The sequence below is a fragment of the Paenibacillus sp. 2TAB26 genome (genome assembly GCF_052115145.1).
Lineage (GTDB): Bacteria > Bacillota > Bacilli > Paenibacillales > Paenibacillaceae > Pristimantibacillus.
Map to the genome: position 1 here is coordinate 120,011 of NZ_JBFRGC010000024.1, position 19,199 is coordinate 139,209.

At 42.7% G+C, this 19,199-nt stretch carries 25 protein-coding genes; 24 read left to right on the forward strand and 1 reads right to left on the reverse strand.

The features are described from left to right. Nucleotides 1–5 precede the first annotated feature (5 nt). The 22 genes from AB4Z50_RS25900 (at nt 6) to AB4Z50_RS26005 (ending at nt 14,080) form a co-directional block, all read left to right on the forward strand. Nucleotides 6–1,112, forward strand: a complete 1,107-nt coding sequence (locus AB4Z50_RS25900; protein ID WP_441883464.1) for a M23 family metallopeptidase — start codon at nt 6–8, stop codon at nt 1,110–1,112. Between the two features lie 6 nt (nt 1,113–1,118). After that, entirely contained in the window at nt 1,119–1,373 is a 255-nt protein-coding gene (locus AB4Z50_RS25905) for a hypothetical protein (protein WP_441883466.1), read from the forward strand. A 7-nt stretch (nt 1,374–1,380) separates the two neighbouring features. Beyond that, the gene (locus tag AB4Z50_RS25910) at nt 1,381–3,498 is read left to right on the forward strand and encodes an FtsK/SpoIIIE domain-containing protein (RefSeq protein WP_441883468.1); all 2,118 of its coding nucleotides are present in this window, start codon (nt 1,381–1,383) and stop codon (nt 3,496–3,498) included. Nucleotides 3,499–3,721: 223 nt separating this feature from the next. Next, nucleotides 3,722–4,513, forward strand: coding sequence for an AAA family ATPase (locus AB4Z50_RS25915; RefSeq protein WP_441883470.1), 792 nt, complete (start codon nt 3,722–3,724; stop codon nt 4,511–4,513). Between the two features lie 81 nt (nt 4,514–4,594). Continuing rightward, nucleotides 4,595–4,756, forward strand: coding sequence for a hypothetical protein (locus AB4Z50_RS25920; RefSeq protein ID WP_441883472.1), 162 nt, complete (start codon nt 4,595–4,597; stop codon nt 4,754–4,756). A 36-nt stretch (nt 4,757–4,792) separates the two neighbouring features. Then, nucleotides 4,793–5,107 (forward strand): type II toxin-antitoxin system PemK/MazF family toxin, encoded by a 315-nt coding sequence (locus tag AB4Z50_RS25925; RefSeq protein WP_441883474.1) that lies wholly within the window; start codon nt 4,793–4,795, stop codon nt 5,105–5,107. 64 nt (nt 5,108–5,171) lie between these two features. After that, nucleotides 5,172–5,465, forward strand: a complete 294-nt coding sequence (locus tag AB4Z50_RS25930; protein ID WP_441883476.1) for a hypothetical protein — start codon at nt 5,172–5,174, stop codon at nt 5,463–5,465. A 77-nt stretch (nt 5,466–5,542) separates the two neighbouring features. Beyond that, the gene (locus AB4Z50_RS25935; protein ID WP_441883478.1) at nt 5,543–5,722 is read left to right on the forward strand and encodes a hypothetical protein; all 180 of its coding nucleotides are present in this window, start codon (nt 5,543–5,545) and stop codon (nt 5,720–5,722) included. Between the two features lie 14 nt (nt 5,723–5,736). Beyond that, complete coding sequence (locus AB4Z50_RS25940) at nt 5,737–6,108, forward strand: hypothetical protein (protein WP_441883480.1); 372 nt, start codon at nt 5,737–5,739, stop codon at nt 6,106–6,108. 15 nt (nt 6,109–6,123) lie between these two features. Further along, nucleotides 6,124–6,822 carry an SAF domain-containing protein gene (locus AB4Z50_RS25945; protein WP_441883482.1) on the forward strand — a complete coding sequence of 233 codons (699 nt, stop codon included), beginning with the start codon at nt 6,124–6,126 and terminating at the stop codon, nt 6,820–6,822. A gap of 131 nt (nt 6,823–6,953) precedes the next feature. Then, nucleotides 6,954–7,976, forward strand: a complete 1,023-nt coding sequence (locus AB4Z50_RS25950; RefSeq protein WP_441883484.1) for an AAA family ATPase — start codon at nt 6,954–6,956, stop codon at nt 7,974–7,976. Between the two features lie 8 nt (nt 7,977–7,984). Then, the gene (locus tag AB4Z50_RS25955) at nt 7,985–9,457 is read left to right on the forward strand and encodes an ATPase, T2SS/T4P/T4SS family (RefSeq protein WP_441883486.1); all 1,473 of its coding nucleotides are present in this window, start codon (nt 7,985–7,987) and stop codon (nt 9,455–9,457) included. Further along, nucleotides 9,454–10,422 carry a hypothetical protein gene (locus AB4Z50_RS25960; RefSeq protein ID WP_441883488.1) on the forward strand — a complete coding sequence of 323 codons (969 nt, stop codon included), beginning with the start codon at nt 9,454–9,456 and terminating at the stop codon, nt 10,420–10,422. The genes AB4Z50_RS25955 and AB4Z50_RS25960 overlap by 4 nt, the downstream gene beginning before the upstream one ends. Before the next feature lie 3 nt (nt 10,423–10,425). Continuing rightward, nucleotides 10,426–11,307 carry a hypothetical protein gene (locus AB4Z50_RS25965; RefSeq protein ID WP_441883490.1) on the forward strand — a complete coding sequence of 294 codons (882 nt, stop codon included), beginning with the start codon at nt 10,426–10,428 and terminating at the stop codon, nt 11,305–11,307. A gap of 30 nt (nt 11,308–11,337) precedes the next feature. Continuing rightward, nucleotides 11,338–11,499 (forward strand): hypothetical protein, encoded by a 162-nt coding sequence (locus AB4Z50_RS25970; RefSeq protein ID WP_441883492.1) that lies wholly within the window; start codon nt 11,338–11,340, stop codon nt 11,497–11,499. Between the two features lie 32 nt (nt 11,500–11,531). Then, nucleotides 11,532–11,933, forward strand: a complete 402-nt coding sequence (locus tag AB4Z50_RS25975; protein WP_441883494.1) for a hypothetical protein — start codon at nt 11,532–11,534, stop codon at nt 11,931–11,933. 26 nt (nt 11,934–11,959) lie between these two features. Further along, nucleotides 11,960–12,412, forward strand: coding sequence for a hypothetical protein (locus AB4Z50_RS25980; protein WP_441883496.1), 453 nt, complete (start codon nt 11,960–11,962; stop codon nt 12,410–12,412). A 177-nt stretch (nt 12,413–12,589) separates the two neighbouring features. Continuing rightward, on the forward strand, nt 12,590–12,736 hold the full coding sequence (locus AB4Z50_RS25985) for a hypothetical protein (protein WP_441883498.1): 147 nt from the start codon (nt 12,590–12,592) through the stop codon (nt 12,734–12,736). A gap of 42 nt (nt 12,737–12,778) precedes the next feature. Then, complete coding sequence (locus AB4Z50_RS25990) at nt 12,779–13,066, forward strand: hypothetical protein (RefSeq protein WP_441883500.1); 288 nt, start codon at nt 12,779–12,781, stop codon at nt 13,064–13,066. 105 nt (nt 13,067–13,171) lie between these two features. After that, the gene (locus AB4Z50_RS25995; protein ID WP_441883502.1) at nt 13,172–13,318 is read left to right on the forward strand and encodes a hypothetical protein; all 147 of its coding nucleotides are present in this window, start codon (nt 13,172–13,174) and stop codon (nt 13,316–13,318) included. Between the two features lie 40 nt (nt 13,319–13,358). Continuing rightward, nucleotides 13,359–13,667: a hypothetical protein gene (locus AB4Z50_RS26000; RefSeq protein WP_441883504.1), complete on the forward strand. Its 309-nt coding sequence runs from the start codon at nt 13,359–13,361 to the stop codon at nt 13,665–13,667. 14 nt (nt 13,668–13,681) lie between these two features. Then, nucleotides 13,682–14,080 (forward strand): hypothetical protein, encoded by a 399-nt coding sequence (locus tag AB4Z50_RS26005; protein WP_441883506.1) that lies wholly within the window; start codon nt 13,682–13,684, stop codon nt 14,078–14,080. Nucleotides 14,081–14,143: 63 nt separating this feature from the next. Here the strand turns inward: AB4Z50_RS26005 and AB4Z50_RS26010 are convergent, their stop codons facing one another. After that, the gene (locus AB4Z50_RS26010; RefSeq protein WP_441883507.1) at nt 14,144–14,701 is read right to left on the reverse strand and encodes a hypothetical protein; all 558 of its coding nucleotides are present in this window, start codon (nt 14,699–14,701) and stop codon (nt 14,144–14,146) included. Nucleotides 14,702–15,110: 409 nt separating this feature from the next. Here AB4Z50_RS26010 and AB4Z50_RS26015 point away from each other — a divergent pair, with 409 nt between their 5' ends. After that, nucleotides 15,111–16,088, forward strand: coding sequence for an S-layer homology domain-containing protein (locus AB4Z50_RS26015; RefSeq protein WP_441883508.1), 978 nt, complete (start codon nt 15,111–15,113; stop codon nt 16,086–16,088). A gap of 6 nt (nt 16,089–16,094) precedes the next feature. Beyond that, nucleotides 16,095–19,199 (forward strand): Athe_2463 domain-containing protein (locus tag AB4Z50_RS26020; protein WP_441883511.1); only part of this gene is annotated, 3,105 nt, incomplete at its 3' end.

Consider the following 19,199-nt stretch of genomic DNA (forward strand, 5'->3'; position numbering starts at 1 on the left):
GGAAAATGCAAGGTTCCATCACCAATACAGTACAAACCGTAAAGAAAGCCCGTGCTATCTATAAGTTAATTCTTCTGCTAGGTACACCGGCTTCAGTCGTCCTTATAATTTTAGCTGTTCTGATTGTTCTTATTATGCTGCTCACCGTTCTCCCCTTTCTCTTATTTGCTGAGGAGGGGAGTTTGAATAACCAAGGAGCGTTAGGAAGTTCTTGGGGACCGATCCAGCTCGATGCCGACGGCAGCAATTATCAATGGCCGGTGCCATCGATTACGCGCATTACGTCGTATTTTGGTATACGAGATATTGGCGAAGGCGCAGAAGCGCATGGCGGCATTGATATTGCTGATGGTGCTGCGAACACAGAGCTGCAGCCGATCTATGCGATCGCTTCCGGCACAGTAACCATTGCGGGAACGCTGGGTACATTCGGACAAGCGATCTATATTGATCACGGTGGGGGGCTGGTGAGCATCTATGGACACTTGGATACGCGAATGGATGTAGAGCCAGGGAGCGTCGTAAACAAAGGGCAGCGAATCGGCAGGATCGGTGCAGGTAAAGTGGGGCGCTCGACGGGTCCTCATTTACACTTTGAAGTGCGTGTCAATAATAAACGAGCTAATCCACTTGATTATGTGCAGCCGGTCATTCAAGTATCAAGCGAATTGTCTTATCGTCCGCTCGATATTGCACTGGCTAATCGCTTCTTAGTGAGCAAAAAATCAGCGCTTGCTGACCGCTCGATTTTAAGTGCCATCGATCAGGCAGGAAAGGCGCAAAACGTCGATCCTATGCTTTTACTTGCGATCACAGGGCAAGAACAATCCTTTGTTCCGATCACCAAAAAACATGCAGAACTGATCGTTAAAAACCCTTGGAATGTATTTGGATGCTGGTGTAGCGGCAAAGGCGCGACACTCACCACAGAGCAATCTGCGTTGATCGCTGCAAAGACGATTGTAAAGCTTTCGCAGGATCGGCCAAGCAATCGTAATGCGATTGAATGGCTTAGCGCGAAGGACAACCCACGAGGCTATTACGCAGAGCATGCAGGCTGGTGGATTGGTGTCACCAAATTTTATAGTGTGCTGCTCAATTTGAAGGAGTGATTTATTATGTCCACCCTTGTAATCCTTATTGGTCTGGTACTGTGGTTCCTACACCGGCAGGGGAACAATTTTGTCATACCGAAATGGATTTGGACCATAATCGGTTTATTTTTGATTTTTATGGTCGTAAAGAACTTAAATGATGTTTTTGATTTTGCAAGTCATGAGGCGTCGGAATGGTGGCCATTAATTCAAGAAAATGCTTATCGGACAAGCGAACGGGTACGTAGTTTTATACAACAGATGATGCAGGGAGGCTGATTCATTCATGGAGGGTGGGGGGAAAGGGAAATCAAATGAAAAAGAAAGCTTTGCACAATATCTAACACGCATATGCGGAATTACGCTGGCGGTTTGTATTGCGTTGCAATTTCTAAATGTGCCAGAGGTGATATCGCTATTTGCGCTGCAGCTCATCCGCTATGTACTTATGCTATTTGGTTTGTTTGTAGCGTTGCCTGCAGCCATGCAATATGTATGGCGCAACCGGCTTAGATGGTTGGAGCGATATCGCGAATGGAAGCAACGAGAACGACCGATCATGATGCCAGTAAGCGCTCTTCAGGGGCAGGTAGAGTCACAGCCCGTAAGTGTTTCTGATGTTTCAACCAACCAATTGATGAGTGCTCCAACTAATCCCTTATCGGATGGTCCATTGATCGCTCCCTTTTCATATTTGCCGGTTAATCCTAAACCACATTCTACATCTACATTGCGAGTTGAGGGGGCTGGTCAGCTAATCTCTGATGCCCTGCAGCTGGCCGGTATTCCGTTGGAAGGTGAAATTGATGTTTTAGCAGTAGAGAGTGGTCCGACGCTTCAAGCGATTTCCTTTCAATTGCCGCCGAAAGTGCAGCTCTCCAAATTAATTAGCAAGAAAGAAGATATTGCTAATCATATTGGTCACCATATGGGGTTTGATGTGACGTCTGCTCCGCAATTTAGAAGTGCAGCAGCCTTTGTCGTGCCACAAGCCGACCGTGCATTTGTTTATATGCGGGATATGGTACACGAACTTATAGCTTTTGCTGAGGATGCAGCCTTGCCCGTAATTTTCGGTAAGGATATTCTTGGAAAGCCTATTCTTCAGGATTTAGCACGTATGCCGCATTTACTTATCGCGGGTGCAACCGGTTCGGGTAAATCGGTATGCATTAATACACTTATCAATTCGTTACTACTCACCCGATCACCGAAGCAATTGCGATTGCTGCTCATTGATCCAAAACAGGTCGAGTTTACCGTCTATCGAGGGCTGCCGCATTTGCTTGTGCCGCCAGTATCAGATATGCGTAAAGCAATGCTCGCTTTTAATAAAGTCATTATGGAGATGGATCAACGCTATGAAAAGTTTGCAGAAGCTGGCGTACGTAATTTGGAGGCTTACAATGGCAAGATGAAGCAAGACCAGCTGCCCTATATCGTGGTCATTATCGATGAGTATGCGGATCTCATGTTGGTAGCTGGTGATGAGGTAGAGGACGGTGTACAGCGGATTACGCAAATGGCTCGTGCCGCTGGTATTCACTTGGTTTTAGGAACGCAGCGACCAAGTGTGAATGTGGTGACGGGTGTGATTAAAGCAAATCTTCCTTCACGGGTGGCCTTCCGGCTGCAGAGTGCGGTTGATTATCGGACGGTACTTGATCGTGGAGCTCCTCCATTGCTAGGGTACGGGGATGGCGTGTGCATGATTCAAGGGGGGACGTTGCAACGATTCCAATCAGCTGCAACGAGTGCGATTGATAATGAAGCAACAGAGTTAATTGAGGCATTAAAAACTTTTTGGTCAAAGGATACTGGAAAGCAAAACGAATGGACGATGCCAGAAGAGGACAGCGAAACAGGAACGACCTCGAATGAGGATCAGCCGCCATGGGAAGCTGACCAGGAGACGGATGGAGCTGATCCGAAAGCTGATAAAACCGAGCAGCCAAGCTATACCGATGATCATCCGAAGAGTGAATATGAGCAGGTACTTGCCATAGTACGCGAACACGGAGGATTTTCGATGGAGGTAGTACAGAGGAAATTGCGAATAAGTTATGCTGCAGCGACAAGGCATATTGAACGGATGCTAAATGATAACGTGATTGGTCCATACGATAAGGATGCGAAAATGAGACCATTGGTTCGTGATGCTGAAGCACAGCATGAACATGAGCAAACAGAAATTCTCCAAAAGATGAAACGCTATATTTGCGAACATCGATCCGCTAAGAGCTCGGAGCTGCGTGAAGTGTTTTCGATCCGGAAAGAAAAGGTTTTAGAATATATGCAGCAGCTTGTAGATGATGGTTTTTTAAATCCTCCCGAAAACACGCGAGCCGGTTATACGATAGCCTGGTCAGATGAAGTCATGCAGGCATTTCTTCAAGATAATTAAATGACAGTAGAGTATGAATTTAGATTAAAAACAGACTGCTTCTATTTGGTAATAATTATTTATTGGTTCCCGTTGATTAGTTCCCACTCAAATTATGTATATGAAACCGATTGAAAATCCCCATTCTATAAGGTTTTCTGCTTGTTTTAACTGGGAACCAATAATGGGAACCAATGATGGGAACCAATAGAGGGAACTCATTAAAATGAAAGGAGAATAGCAAATGAATACTGCTAAATTACCCATGAGTAAGGATGTAGATATGGCAGTCATGCATACGGCCGAGGCTTGTAAGACTAAATCTCAAAAACTCGTACTTAGTGAGATCAATCGAAATATCATAGATGAAGTTCTTGAGATTTACGAGCTTAAGGCGTCTTTTGCGGAACAGGGAGTACCCATGCCGAATAAGATTCTAATGTATGGTCCTCCTGGCACGGGGAAAACCATAACTGCTTTTTATTTAGCACATATGCTAGGGTTACCACTTATCCTTGTTCGCCTGGATACCATTATCGGAAGCTATTTAGGGGAGACGGCGGGAAACGTTCGAAAAATATTTGATTATGCGATTCAGAATCCTTGTGTTTTTTTCTTAGATGAATTTGATGCTATTGCGAGGAATCGATCTGGAAGAAGAGATGTGCAAGAGATGTCTCGCGTGGTGAATACACTGCTCCAATGCCTGGACGAGTTTCAATCTGAAAGCATATTACTTGCCGCAACCAATTTGGATGAAGAATTAGATACGGCAGTATGGCGAAGATTTGACACCAAAATGAAGTATGATCCGCCAACGGATTCAGAACGAAGGATTTACACGCAAAAGCTATTTGATAATTATGAGAAGAATCAGCTGATTGATGATATAGCCATTGCTCTCGCTTCATGTAGCTTTGCAGAGATGGAGCAAATCTATATGAAAGCAAAGCGGAAGTCGATTTTGAGGAAGACAGACATTACCCTACAGCATATTGAAGAGGCAAAAGAAGAATATATGGGAGATCGGAAGTAACGGTCATCATAATCTTTGAGTGCTATAAGGAATTGTGGTATCGTTGAGCAAGAGATTATTCCATAAGGGAGGCGATTTTACTTGGAGAAAAAGTCCAATAAATCGTTGAAAGAACGATTAGCGGTTGCTAATCAAAAGATCGATGTTCAGCTGCCGGATCTCTGGCTGCAGGCGGAACAAAATTTAGAGAAGCTAGAAGAAGATTATCATAAGAATCAAATAAATAAGGGGATAAGAGACTAAGGTATATCAACCTATAGTCTCTTTTTATTTGTCCATATGAATCATAATCGCGGCGATGTTTATTTGGTGTTATATCCATTTGATGATGGGGAAAAGGAAAAGCTAAGACCAGGAATTATTTTAGATACGAAGGATAAACGCTCGATTGTGATCAAAGTGACTTCGCATGAAGAGCGAGGGAACGATAGTCGAGATCTCGCTTTAGTATATTGGCAAGCAGCTGGCCTTCAGAAGCCATCGGTAGCTCGATGTTCCATGTTTGTACCGCTTAATCATGACAAAATTGATAAGTATTTAGGGACGTTGCACCCGGAAGATTTGATAAACGTCCTGGCACATTTTTATAAATAATAACGAAGGCCGATCCGCTGAGGATCGGCCTTTGTCATGAAATTGACGGAAAAGAGCTGAGTAAATGATTAGAATTGTTGATACTAATCCTGAAGTTCTCGCTAAATTTTTAAAAGTCGATGTTGCTCTCATAAAAGTCTGGAGTGATCGAAGTATGACAGTTGGCCATGATACTACACATGATTATAAGGTGAGTCGAAGGAAGATTCAGTACGACGTTGCTTTTGCACTATTTATTCGTTCTCAAATTCTAATGCATATCAAATTTGCTTTTTTAACAGGTAGTGTGGCGCTGCTCTCCCTGATGATGCTCACATTTTTCTTTATTGATCGCTATGTCATTGGAGTGATCGTTTAGCTTAATGTGGATAACCACGAAAAATAATCATACTTTTTGCATACGAATTGCGAACGATTGCCTTCAAAATCCTTGCTATGCTTGTAATAGATAACAAGAGCCACACGAAATGGATGGAAGGTTTGGAGGTGGGAATCTTGCTAGGCAGGCTATGGCAGCCAGCGCTCACTGATCGCTTAATCGTCATCATATCAGTTGATGATATAGCGATCATAGTAACCGATCACCATCAAATCATACCTGAACACCTGAGGTGAAAGGAGCTGCAAGAGTGAAAGAGATTGCGATGAACGATGTTGCCAAACAACTACAAATGGCGGAGAGCAGCTTGCGCCGCTGGTTGCCAATGATGGAACAAGCCGGTTATGTGTTTGAACGGAAAGATAATAATCGAAGGCAGCTTACCGAGCAAGATATCGTCGCGTTTGTGGAGTTGAAGAGATTAAGTCAGGTCATGACACTGCCGGAAGCATGTCAGCGGGTAGTTCAGCTGATTCCGCAAGAGTCTACGGGTAATCGAGCGCAAGAAGAGATTCTCTTCGAGCAGCTGCTCGAAGCATTACCGGAGGCGATTTACTGGCAGGGCAAAGACGCACCGATTGCTGAGCTCCGTACTCAGTGGTTCAAAGTTAAATCTTCGTAACGAAAGGAGAACGATATGAAAGTAAGTCTGAAAAAAGTAAATCGAATGTTGCTTTATCTATTTGCCATGGTGGCTATGCTCGTGCTGCTCTACTTCCTCGATACGAGGTGGACCGTTTTAATGGATACACAAAATGTAGTCGTAGCATCCAGGCAGATGCTTCCGCATGAGGCGATAACGGAGGACGATCTTTTGATTGTCCGAATTAAAGAAGATTATGTGATTTCTGGTGCCATTCCGGAAGAGGATGCTCATTTACTTGTAGGCCAAGAAGCCTTGCAACTGATTGAAGCCGGCGATCAAATGACCATCAATCGCGTAGATAAGACGTCTTTGCTCAGTGTACCAGGAGCAACGGTGGTGGAGATGCCGGAGGATTGGATTTTATCGGTACCAGGCAGTTTGCGGAGGCTTGACCGAATTACGATATTCGCAGTGCCGACTGATATCGAGAAAATCAATCCAGAATCAGGCATTGCGGAGCCGCTGCTATCTCAGGCGGAGAAGGTGATAGAGGATATCGTGGTTGCTTATTACAAGGATGCGAGCTCAAATGAAGTCAAGAATGCTGAGGGTAACGTGAATCCGAATGTACGGGTGGATGCAACGGTTCGTGGGCGTAAGCTAGAGCTGCAATTAACGCCGGATCAACTGAAACTCTTGTCGGAAAAAGCTGCCGGTGGCTATCAATTTATTGTGGGGTATGGCTCATGAACATTGGGTTTATCGGAAATGATCAAGAATTAAGTCGCCAATTGCGCCAGGCTGCACAAACCGAAGCCTTATTTTCTTCTTCAGAAGTAACGAAACCGGAATTGATTCAGGAAACATTTAAAACCTGCCAGGTGGTCTTAATATCGGACCGGCTGGTACAACCGCATGAATTGGAAAGCGTTGTAGAGCTCTTACAGGGAAAGAATCTGGTTTATCTGCTCAGCTATAAAGCAGACACGGGGGTCACCGAAGACGCAGCGCTTGTATGCCAGCGAATCGGTATCGGCGTATGCCGACCGAAGCGAACCATAGAGCAATTGGTGGAGTACGTGCATCAACAATTTATGGGTGGCGCGCCGGCTATTCGCAATGGGGGGCAAGTTATTGCTCTGGTTGGCGCGAAATCTCAAACCGGATTAACAGGCAGCACCTTGTCATTAGCTGAAGAAATCGGAAAACGGATGGATCGGAAAGTCGCCGTCATTGGTCTGGATGCTTTTACGCCAGGTGATGTGTTTATCACCTACTCCGGTACCTATCTGCATGACTTGTATACCCAAATTAAAGACGGTGGCATTCTAACGCCAACAGAACTGGTCGCTCATATGCACCAAACGAAGCATTTCGCCTTTTTGGCAGGCAATGCGGATCCGACGAAACGGTACCGGTATTCGTCGGAATCAGTAGCACATGTCATCGCTTGTGCACGGGAGGCTTTTGATATCGTACTGATTGATGCCGGATCTAATCCCGATAATAATCTCTGTTTGCAAGCTTTACTGTATGCGGATATGCGGATCGTCGTAACGACGCAGCAGCCATCTGCACTGGCCAACTGGCAAAGATTTGCGCCTTTGCTTCGGATGGTCAATCACGAGCAACCGATGTCGTTTTTGTTACTCATCAATAAATGGTCGAAGCAGTGGGGAGACACCAAAGAGATTGAGCGTAGTATGGCTGCCTCGATGCTAGGATGGTTACCCGATCTAAAAGAGGATGGCATGCTCTGTGAAATGGAACGTCGGTTGCTGACTACAGTAGAGCACCCAAAATATAACGAGCAGCTCAAACGTATGGTTGATTTATTGCAATCACGATTTAACTGGCCCATGCAAAACGAAAGTCCAAAAAGTAAATGGTTTGCTAGGAGGTGAATACGATCATGGGTGCATGGCGTGAAAAAGATTTTCATATCTCGGAATTGGAGAGTAAGGCCGTGCAGCAGCCGGTAGCGCTTAAAGCAAGCAACAATGCCCTTACGGATGAATTTAAAGCGCTTTGCACACAAGTGCGTACGGTCTTTAGAAAGAAAAATGAAGAGCGGTCGGATAAAGAAATGAAAAAGTGGCAGGCCCTGCAGCACGATGCGGTGGTTGGTATAACAGAAGCCGTGCAGCTTTTTAAGGGTGAAATTGAAGAATACTTAAAAACGAACCAACTGCAGCACATTATGCAGCCAAGCTATTATCATTCATTGGTTGAAGCTGTTTTTCAACAAACGTTCGGTCTCGGTCCAATTTCGGTGTGGAATCATCATCCGAAGTATCACATATCCCAATCTGCACGAATCATGGGGAAAAAGATTTTTTTTGATATTCCTGGCGAGCCTGATTTACAGCCATTTGGATACGAATCAGAGGAAGAGGTTATCGAGAATATCATTGAAAAGATCAGGATGAAAGATGAATTTTCGCACATTAATAAACACAATCCCAAGTTAGAGCTCGATTTAGTAGATGGGACAAGGGTAACAATTATGATCCCGCCGCTCGTTCGTCGACCTACGATAATTTTTCGTAACCAAACGATGCGAGCACCGACGCTGGAGGACTTAGTAGCGGCAGGGAGTATTCCATCCGAAGCTCTGCCACTGATACGCGGAATATCAAAAGCGTTGCTTAATTTGATTGTTTCCGGAGAAGTGCGTTCGGGCAAAAGTACGCTGATTAAAGCTATCTATGCTGAACGCCGCAGACCAGGACGAGTGGCTGTAACCATTGAGCGTGGCCATTCGGAATTAAAGTTAAGCGAATTACATGAGAATGATCAACTCGTTGAATTTGTGGTAAAGACGGATGCAGAATATGATAGCGTGTTTGACCTGGTACTGCGCTCCGATTATTTCTTTGTGATTGTGGGAGAAACGCGCAGCATTGAAACGGAACTATTTCTTGTTTCGTGTGAGCGCGGTAAAGGCGGCTCCATGACCAGCTATCATACCGAGCGTATAGCTAATATCCCTGGTCAATTGGCTCGCCTCGTACTGCAGCGATTTCCAAATCGTCAGTACCGCGAGGAGTTGATTCGGGTTGCCGAAAATATCCATCTCATCATTGTCATGAAGGAGCTTGATGATGGATCAAAAAAACTTCTACGAATGACGGAAGTTAGGCTAGATCCGTATACCTTTGAGGTGAGTTGTCACGACATTATGCGATGGGATATGGAACAAAACAGCTGGACATATTGCGATGATTTATCTGTAGATACCATGCAAAAGATGAAAGAAACCGCGCCGCATTACGCCGAACAAGCCTTCTTTGCTTTAAAACGACTAGCTGAAGATAAGCCAATGCTTGGATCCAACATAGAGGTCGCATTAAGCAGCCTTGAGGGGGAGGAGGCTAGTGCATGATTAGCCAGCTCGATCTATCTCTTGAAATGATATTAAAAGCGGCGATTATGCTGCTTTACACAGGCTTTGCTTTCCGGTTCATTGGTGCTTTGCAGAATATGATTTTTCGGTCATGGAGTGTGCCGCTTTATCTGAATACGCCGAAGAAAGCAAACGATGAGGAACAAACATTTAGTCATTTAGAGCTTTTGCTTCGGTCAACCAGTAAGACGTTTCATCGTAACTCCGTTAACCAGTTTCTTATCTTCAGTGGTGGCGTGTTTAGCGTCATGTATCTGCTCCTGTTACTTGGCTTTAACGGCGGGGAGTTTGTAACCTGGTGGAATAAACGCGCATTTGGTTTAGCAGGCATAACGGCGCTCGTGCCTTACGGTTTGCTTAGAGTTAAGCTCTACAATATTCGCAGAGAAAATAGCTATGCTTTGATTGAAGCAACGGAGCTCCTTATTCTAAAATACCGGAGCCCTGGGATTCATGGGGATCTCTATCATGCCCTTTATAACACGGCTGATGAATTGCAGGGAACGATGAAACGAGCATTTAGTGCATTGGTATCTGTATTACAGCTGCAGGGTAAGATGGCCATCCGTGAGGGTGTGGCGCTCTTTAGCTATCAAATCGATAATAGCTGGTCGAAGCAGCTCGGTGTGTTGTTCACCAAAGCCGCGAAAGAAAATCGAGATATTGGACGAGCTTTGGAGAAAGTGCATACCGATATGCAAGAATCGAAACGAATCGTCGAGTCCGAAAAATCGGAATATACGGATTCTATTATCATGGGCTATATCCCTTTGTTCCTTGTACCGGCTGCCATTTTTGGCATTAATAAAATGTTTGAAGGGGCTATCTTTCACGTCTTATTTGATGATCCGAAGACCTTACAGGCATTAATCATTTGTATTATTTTTGTTGTGATTGGCTTAGTGACTTCTTTGATTTTGTCCAAGCCGAAAATTGAGGTGTAACCCATGCTAATCCCTATTTTTAAGTTAGGTTTGTATCTACTGATGGTGATCTCTCTACCACTGTTTATACGAGAAATTTTATATATTCGGCGCCGTAGTCCACCGCCACAATTAATCAAGCAATTCATTCATTTTGCGGGTGGTCAGAAGGGGCGAATTACGCAGCTCTATCAAGATGATCGCTTGGATGCAGCCTTTTCGATTGCAGGATTTATGAAAAATGGTTCGGCCTGGCAATACAAATTTTATCGCGATTTGCTTTTCATTATTGTTGTTATTGTTTTGCATGGATTTTTCCTGGTCTATCAGCAGTATCCACTGAAGGGGATGGTCATCGCTACTTTGTGCTATCTGTTGACGTTGACGGGGGCATCCATAGCGCCAGGACGCTTATTCCTGGTCATGGCCGGAAAAGAAAAGCAAAAGCAGAAGAGCGATGAGATTATTGATCTTTATATGCTGCTCTCTAATGATTATCAGGCGGAGAATAATGATCATTACCAAAGCGTATTTGCCAAGCTGACGGAATTTAATGTTTTTACAAAAGCGCTTCGTCCGGATCTAGATCGTTTGCTATTAGATCTTCCGGTGGATGGTCCCCGCGCATTCAAAGTTTTTGGTGAGAGCGTAGGAACCAAGGAAGCAAAAACTTTGGCGGATTTGCTTGAAAAAATCAATGAGTCTAACCCAGAAATGGCCGTCGATCTACTTGATAAGAACTACGATACGTTTTTGGATTTTCGTAGGCAACGTCGCAAGCAAAGATTGAAGATAAACGGGTATATGGGCCATACGGTCGTATTCTTAGCAATCATTTCGGTCATTTACTTTGTGAACATGGCCGCGAATGCCTATAAAAGCATCCTCATGGATGCACTAAACTAAAACGCCTAGAGGGCGAGAGGAGATTTTAAAATGAAAGAAGCAATGGGTACTATTCTACTAATCGCAGCAATGTTTGTATTGATTGGCTTAACTATCTTTGCAGATGATGGAACGTTCGGTGATGCAAAAGTGCAGAGGGATCGCTCGCATACTATTTCTAACAGCACAACCGTACCCACAGTCTTGAAATAAGGAAGGAGGGTAGCCAGCATGTCTAGATAGGCATGCTGGCGATTTTAATGAAAATTGTTATTGGTTTTGTCATTTTGACACCCATTTTCCTATACTACTTGTTTCAGCCAGGCGTGGAGCGAACGATTAGTTATAAAGACCAAGTCTTGCAGAAAAAAGCGTTTGAAGCTGCACATTTAGCGGCGATTGAAGGGCGTATAACGCCAGAAATAAAAGAGGCTATCTTGGATGAATTAACAGCCGTTTATTTTGACCGCGATAAGATTCAGATCACCGGCACAACGATAACGGCGCCTCGTGGTGAGTTAATCGAGGTTACGCTTCGGTATCCGCAGGGACCTACGCAAATTTTTAATTTATTCGGTAGTGACGAAGCTAGAGACTACAATTACCCCATTTCCATCATGAGTGAGTATATTGAGGAGCGATCATGAAATGGGTCATTATGCTACTTTTAATGATGCCCATTTTCATTATCTATAGCGCTTGGAGTCATGATGAACACCTGTCAACCAAGTTAAAAGCTGGGCTAAAAGAAGGTATGGATCTAGCAACGCATGACGCATCACTGCAGATCATAGAAGAAGAGCTGGAAATGGGGAAGATCCGATTTGATCCCATGAAATCGGAGAAGGCATTGCTCAACTCATTACAGACATCATTCAAGCTTAATTCACTCCTGCAGCCTCTACCTGGCGGCATCTGGAAGGATCCATTTGAGCTCGTGTGGTTCGAAAAAATAGAGACCGGCAATTTCCCAATGCTTTATCATAGCGGGCCACCTTACTACTACTCGGATACGTTAAAAGGGCCATCGATCATTGCGATCGTGAAGGTAAAGCATCCGCGATATTACGGGGTATCTGACGATATCACTTACATCGTAGGCAGCAGCCATGAGTATGTTAGGTAATTTTAAAGGACTATAGCACAATCAGCTGTAATCCGGCTTTTTAAATCGCGAAGAAAAGTTTATACTATAGTCAAGTTAATTAATACACGGTACAATTCAAAATTAAATGCAAACATGACGCCCCTTGCGTATGCTAGGTACAAATTAAGTCAAGGCTCAATACAAGGGGGTGGGTGCATGAAAGAGAGGGATCCGGATATGGCGGTAAATAAAAACGAAACAACTCCAAGGATCGTGCATGCTGCAGACGAGGCCATACTGAAAATAGCACTAAAAGGAACAGAAAAATACGATAAAACACTTTCAAAGCTGGCGAAAAATTAATTTTGAAAAACTTATAGAGAGAAAAGAAGGCGGAGTTATTTTATGGATGATACTAGCACTGAAAAAAATGATAAGACAAATAATTGGGGTGGAGCTCGTTTAGGGGCTGGAAGAAAAGACGGCCTGAAGAAGCAAAAAAGAAAACGAGTATTGTCCCTATTCTTAACAGATGCACAATGGACTGCACTTGAAAAAGAAGTAATTGAAGAAAAGGAAAAGCTATCATCGCTTGTAAATAAAAAATTGGAATCATATGCTAATGATTTAATAGTGAAACATGGGGTATTCGAAACGATAAAAAATGAAAATAAGGACAAAAATGGCGAGTAGACCTTTAAGGTTTACTCGCCATTTTTATTGATATTAACCTTCATGTTTACAACTTGAATTAGTACTGCTAAAATTCGAGTTAAGAAGCTGAAGGAGGTTATTTATATGTATGAACTAAGTAAAATTATTTTTATGGCTATTGTCATTTTAGTTTTTGGTGGCATCGGATATATGTCTCTTCCTTCAATGAAAAAACCATCTCCTAAACGTCGTGAGACACCTGTGTTTATGGTAATTAAGGCAGAAAACTAACAGCACAATGAAGAATTGATAGCCCAGGAGGACAAAATATATGCGGATTAAATCAAAAGAATCTTATAATGGTGGCGGTAATTGTATGCTTATTGAATTGTTAGTGGAAGGTGGGGGAACTCTAGCATCAATTACATTAACTGAAGAACATATAGTAGGTCGGAAAATTCCATATAAAGATGATGATGGAGAAAAAAATTATGACTTTCATGAAGCTGTACTATGGACAGCTACAGATTCGCAATCACTAAAGTACATCCCTGAAGAAATAAAGTCTGAGGTATTGAAGGTATATCAAGATTACCGCAAAAAATATAATCGTGATCAGGATATCACTGTGAATTCGTAGGCGGTGAACTAGGGATGATTAATGAGTTTTATAGTGTTAGTCAAGCTTCCTTGCAAGCTCAAAAGTTCTGCGAAGAAAACCATGGCTGGAGAAGAATCTGCGATATTTGGGACAGTGAAAATTTGTATCTTACATGGGAAGAGTTGCCTAAAAAAATTCGTAACTATTGGATTGGGAAATGCGGTGAATATTCTGCAGAGTCAGCTTGGCGTGAGTTTGGAAATTCGATTTGTAAAGTACCTTTCGGATGTGTATCAGGAAAGGGAGATTTTCACCCAAACTATGAAATGGTTAATGCTCCACTTGGACATAACATGATGATGATTTTCAAGTTTGATGAGCTTCAACGAATATCAAGTGTTCGTAGTAGACACATAATGCGACAGAGAGGAATAAAAAACCGCCTCTCATAAGGCGGTCAATTGAACTATCGTCTCCCGTTAGGGAGTTTAATTACGACAGCCCGCAGATCGAATTCATATCAATTGAAATTCAAGAAGATCCAGGTTATCACGAACGAGAATCATTTTGTTTTTATATTCCCAACGGCTGATCAAATCAGGAAGCTTCACCAAATTGTAGTCTTTATTCCATGCGAACAAGTTGTGGATACCTTCTATTGTCTCGCGCTTCTTGCTTGGAACGATGCCTGTAATGCGCTCTTTATAGCGCCTCCATATTCGTTCTTCCTGGACGGACAAGGGTGTCATCAAAACGACGATCTTATCTGCGGCGGCAAAGCTCGGCTCAACCCACGACCTGTACACACCTTCAACGATCCATGAATCAAATCCGATGATCTTTTTGAGCTGACGGTCCCGCTCTTCTTCCGGTGCCTTGACGCCGTATTCATTCGACTGATTATGCCAGAAAATATCGTCTAGATCGTAATGCGGGATCCCGAGCTTCCCGCTCAATAAAGTCGCGATATAGGATTTGCCGCTTCCTGAGCCGCCGATGATATGGATTCGGATTGTGAACACCTCTTCCTTCCAAAATGTATCTGTAAATCGATGTCGAGATTTTTTCGTCATATTGTTTGAAATTTCCTGCCTGTTAGTTTAATCTCCTTCTCCAGTAAGGAGTAATGTGTCGCAGTTCGACGATATTGCGTTACAACATAATGAATACGAATTTTCATAACCCATATTTAGGAAGGAGGATGCGCTATGTGCGGAACGTGTGGAGGAACGGGAACGATAATCGAAGTGGTTTGTTTATAATAATCATACTTTTTGCATACGATTTGCTAACTTTATTAACCTCTAGAATTGATATCTTTAAAGAGTGTAGATTTGATGCTTGTAGTCATCCATATCGGTAGTAGATGACATTTTTATAAGAAAGGAAGTGAAGGGTTTAATAAGAAAACAAGAATGTCGATAAAATAGTTAGATAACTAGATTGATTAATTTTGGTAAATAGAAAATAGGAGTGATCCCAATGAAAAAAATGAAGCTAGCCGTAATCATGACGTTTGTGACAGTATTGCTTGCGTCGCAGACCGTAGCAGCTGCAGCTGCTTTTACAGATACAAAGTCACACTGGGCAAAATCAGAGATCGATACTGCAGTGAGTCAAGGTTGGATTAATGGTTATAGTGCAACAAGCTTTAAACCTAACGATAATATTACTCGTGCTGAGTTTACAAAATCGTTGGTAGCCGCGATGAAATACAAGTTAGAGGATCAAGACACACCTTTCATCGACGATAAAGGATGGTTTCGTGCATCGATCTCTACAGGTCTAAAACAATCCATCATTAAGGTGAATGAATATAAGGAATCACAATTCGAGCCTAATCGGAAAATCACTCGTGAAGAGATTGCCCGTATGACAGTTAGAGCGCTTGGCAAGGATGCGGATGGGGTAAAGTCAGGCTACCTAGCAATTGCGAAACAGAATGAGATTTTGAAGGGCTATCCAGATGGGACAATGGGTGGCGACAAGAATGCAACACGAGCTGAAGCTGTTCTGATGATCTCTAATACTCTTAAGGCAAAAAATCCACAAGTTAAGCCGGTTGCTTATCCTAAAACAGACAAAGAGCTTGATGCATTGATTCAATCTTTGCCTAGTTTCAAAGGGCATACTACGATTAGTCGTGGAGCTGTTGGTGTAAATTTAAAAGGATCAGATGTTTTTGAGGATCATAATGTATGGATCGAGTATGATGCAGAATTAAAAAGAACTACAATAAATGTTGATGAACCATCTTCCGATGTAAAAGCTTTGCTTAAGGATCTTTTAAAACAGTACTATCCACAATCTTATGAAAAGGCGTATTCCAATTATATTAAAGTAGATGGAATGAAATTTGTTGAAGGTAAAAATTCAATTAAAACGACATATGATGGACGTAGTTTTCTAGTGTATAAAGCGAACGATAATGTCGGTGTTGTATTTTGGATAGGAGGCTAAGTAAAAATGAAAATAATATTTCGAAAGCAGCTGCGAGCGCAGTTGCTTTTTTTGTTGCTTGTTGTCGTTACTGTTACTTCAATACCATTTCAACCTCAGAGAGTTGAGGCGGGGGTATGTCCATCTCCTCCAAGCTACGGAACAAAGGCTGAAGGGATAATAAGCGTTTATAAAATTCCTAAAATGAGCTCAAACTGTAAAGCCCTTAACGAAAAGTATTTGCTTAATTCATTGAACATAGGTGAATCAGTTGTTGTATACGGTAGTCCTTCTGAAGTTTCAGGTAATGAGACGGACAAGAAGACTGGACAATATCGTTATCTTGGTTGGGATGCGAGCGGATCTGTTTATAGGAACTGGAGATTCCCACCAGACTCTAGTGCAACCGGCAGCGTAGCGAAAAATTGGATTAAAAAGCCATGGGCTCAACCTGAAGGCCAACGTAGAGGGTTGAAAGAATCTATAGATTTTACACGTAATCCTGAAGCTCCAGCGTGGTTATCTAAAATGGTAGATCCCTACAACAAACCATCTTACTCTTCTAATTTTATAACAAGCTATAATGCACTCAAAGGTGCAAGCTGGACTAGCGACACATTGCTCGATTACGCTATTATTCAACAAAAGCCAACTGATTTCACTCCTGGTGTTGTCCAAATGTGGAGCGAATGGACGGACGGTTCTTGGTGGTATGAAATCTTTACAATAAAACCTATGAAAACACTTGATATAAATGTCATTCCAGAGACAATCGATTTGGAAGTAACGAAGGTCGTACACCCCGACGCGGTCTATGTGAACCAAGCTACCTCAATCGTTGTCACCGTCAAAAATAATGGAAATAAAAATAGCGGCTCCTTCGTTGTGGGCCTATTTGGCAGTTCTCCTGAACCTACAAAGCCTATAAGTAACCTTGCTCCTGGTGCAAGCTCCACAGTAACATTTAGTACGAGCTTTGCGACTAGTGGTCTTAAGAAGTTGTCGGCCAAGGCTGACTTTAATGGCCAGATTACGGAAACAGATGAAACTAACAATACAAAAGCATTTCAAATTATGGTCAATAAGCTAAATGAGCCGACCACACCAATGGCCATCATATCACACGTTGAGGGAGATCATCGCACCGAGCCAGAGATAACAATTAAGCCTTCAGCAGATCCAAAACTTGATGATAAACTCTCTTATTCACCAGGGAAGGAAGCTATCACGATACGAGAATGGAAATATAAGAATCCGGCAGGTAAAACGATAGCGACCAAGCCAGCTGCCAAAGACTTTGCAGCTGAAGGAAAATATGTGGTGGAGCTGCGCGTAACAAATAGCGCTAAAAAGGTATCTGAGTGGGCGGAGCTTATAATAAATGTGGCCAATAAAGCAGTACCAACTCCGACTCCTTCAGCATCACCAGAACCAACGCCTACACCTAAGCCTGATTTAATAGCGGACATTGAATTTCAACCTTCAACTATCATTGCAGGTGAAAAGTCATCGCTTATTAATCGATCAAAAGGTTTGAATGGCTATACGTGGAAATTCACCGAAAACTTGAGTACAGTACTACCCAATAATACAGACTATGAGTTTATGTATAACACATATAATACTCCTGGCTTCTATACAGCTGAAATTATCGTAACTGATGAATTTGGTGGATCTCAAAAGGATACTGCATTACTTCGGGTTGTAGATCCCAAACCAGTAGCCATCGTATCAGGAATAACACGTGTGGTACAAGGGAGACCTCTAGAGCGGCCATACAACCTCTTAAATTCGTATACTCCTTTAGAGGATAGAGGCGAAAAAATTGATTTTAGCAAGTCAGAGATGCGTTATAAAAAAGTAGGCGATGCAGCCTATACAAATGGGTGGTTTACCGTAACGCCTGCTAATTTAGGTGAGTACAGCATCGAGGGTAGAGTTTATGATACAACCGGTAGAGTAAGTGATTGGGCGAATCTAATCATGGAGGTTATACCGGATGCACCACCAACGGTAGCAGTGATAGCGCCTGAAGAGTCTTATCGGGGTAATGGCTTTATGCTTTATATCGATGCGGAGAGTCCTGACGGTGACATTCTAAAGTATCTGTTTCTTGAAGAACGCTATGACCAAGATGGTGATGGAAACTTTGAGGAAGAAGCGTGGAAACCGCTATATGATGGGGCTTTTAAAACAACACATTCTGTCAACTACACGACCGTTGGTAAGCGGCAATATCGCGCCTCAGTAACTGAAGACTATGGAATGAAAGGAAATTCAGGAATTGTCACGACCGATATTCTGAATTATGCTCCTTCAGTTAACTTTAACGTGTTTGGAATTACGCAGCAGCCAGGGCAGGGAGAAGACAGCGGCCCACCAATAACTAACTATTCGACGCAATCGATATTACGTTCGTGGACGGCTAAGACGCCATACAAAGGCGGAAATGCCCAAAAAGCGGCATGGAAAGCGGATGCTACTACACTATCGACAAAAAATGGAGTATACGCAAACTTTTCTGTGGGATACCCAAACTCAGGAAATGGAGCGAACTCACGAACAAAATATCAGCTTGCTGCAGATATTGTTGCTAAACCCACTTGGAGTGTGCCAATTACAGAAATATTATTCAACAAGGTTTTCGGTGGGAACCGGCTATATTCTTATAATCAAAATTATAGTTTGCCAAACTATCCCTATACATTTTATGAACGAAATTCAATTACAGGTGAGCTTTTAAGGACGGTTAATTTTGATACACCTTCTGGCTTCACACTTATGGAAATTGACGGAGATGAAATCTTCTACTTTGCAGATAGAAGTCAAAATGCAGCCAACCCATATTTAGTGGTCATTGCGCGGTACGATAAAAATGGTGTGTATCTTGATTCCATTCATTTGCAATCTAGTTTAACATCACCTAGCGGACTAGGCAGCGGAATTGGGCCGGCTCTTGTCCAAATCTCATCTAATGGCGAGTATATGTATGTAGCTAGTAAATTCTCGTATGATGTGCCAGAGCAATATAATTATAATTACAATAATCAATTGCGAATTTTCAAATACTCCTTAAAAACGAAAAGCTTAGTGTGGGAAGCACCAGGGGAGAACTTGGATCGAGGATTTATT

Coding starts and splice junctions, on each gene's coding strand:
- AB4Z50_RS25900 (WP_441883464.1), top strand. CDS start 6: ATGCAAGGTTCCATCACCAATACAGTACAAACCGTAAAGAAAGCCCGT.
- AB4Z50_RS25905 (WP_441883466.1), top strand. CDS start 1,119: ATGTCCACCCTTGTAATCCTTATTGGTCTGGTACTGTGGTTCCTACAC.
- AB4Z50_RS25910 (WP_441883468.1), top strand. CDS start 1,381: ATGGAGGGTGGGGGGAAAGGGAAATCAAATGAAAAAGAAAGCTTTGCA.
- AB4Z50_RS25915 (WP_441883470.1), top strand. CDS start 3,722: ATGAATACTGCTAAATTACCCATGAGTAAGGATGTAGATATGGCAGTC.
- AB4Z50_RS25925 (WP_441883474.1), top strand. CDS start 4,793: ATGAATCATAATCGCGGCGATGTTTATTTGGTGTTATATCCATTTGAT.
- AB4Z50_RS25930 (WP_441883476.1), top strand. CDS start 5,172: ATGATTAGAATTGTTGATACTAATCCTGAAGTTCTCGCTAAATTTTTA.
- AB4Z50_RS25935 (WP_441883478.1), top strand. CDS start 5,543: ATGCTTGTAATAGATAACAAGAGCCACACGAAATGGATGGAAGGTTTG.
- AB4Z50_RS25945 (WP_441883482.1), top strand. CDS start 6,124: ATGAAAGTAAGTCTGAAAAAAGTAAATCGAATGTTGCTTTATCTATTT.
- AB4Z50_RS25955 (WP_441883486.1), top strand. CDS start 7,985: ATGGGTGCATGGCGTGAAAAAGATTTTCATATCTCGGAATTGGAGAGT.
- AB4Z50_RS25960 (WP_441883488.1), top strand. CDS start 9,454: ATGATTAGCCAGCTCGATCTATCTCTTGAAATGATATTAAAAGCGGCG.
- AB4Z50_RS25965 (WP_441883490.1), top strand. CDS start 10,426: ATGCTAATCCCTATTTTTAAGTTAGGTTTGTATCTACTGATGGTGATC.
- AB4Z50_RS25970 (WP_441883492.1), top strand. CDS start 11,338: ATGAAAGAAGCAATGGGTACTATTCTACTAATCGCAGCAATGTTTGTA.
- AB4Z50_RS25975 (WP_441883494.1), top strand. CDS start 11,532: ATGCTGGCGATTTTAATGAAAATTGTTATTGGTTTTGTCATTTTGACA.
- AB4Z50_RS25980 (WP_441883496.1), top strand. CDS start 11,960: ATGCCCATTTTCATTATCTATAGCGCTTGGAGTCATGATGAACACCTG.
- AB4Z50_RS25985 (WP_441883498.1), top strand. CDS start 12,590: ATGAAAGAGAGGGATCCGGATATGGCGGTAAATAAAAACGAAACAACT.
- AB4Z50_RS25990 (WP_441883500.1), top strand. CDS start 12,779: ATGGATGATACTAGCACTGAAAAAAATGATAAGACAAATAATTGGGGT.
- AB4Z50_RS25995 (WP_441883502.1), top strand. CDS start 13,172: ATGTATGAACTAAGTAAAATTATTTTTATGGCTATTGTCATTTTAGTT.
- AB4Z50_RS26000 (WP_441883504.1), top strand. CDS start 13,359: ATGCGGATTAAATCAAAAGAATCTTATAATGGTGGCGGTAATTGTATG.
- AB4Z50_RS26005 (WP_441883506.1), top strand. CDS start 13,682: ATGATTAATGAGTTTTATAGTGTTAGTCAAGCTTCCTTGCAAGCTCAA.
- AB4Z50_RS26010 (WP_441883507.1), bottom strand. CDS start 14,701: ATGACGAAAAAATCTCGACATCGATTTACAGATACATTTTGGAAGGAA.
- AB4Z50_RS26015 (WP_441883508.1), top strand. CDS start 15,111: ATGAAAAAAATGAAGCTAGCCGTAATCATGACGTTTGTGACAGTATTG.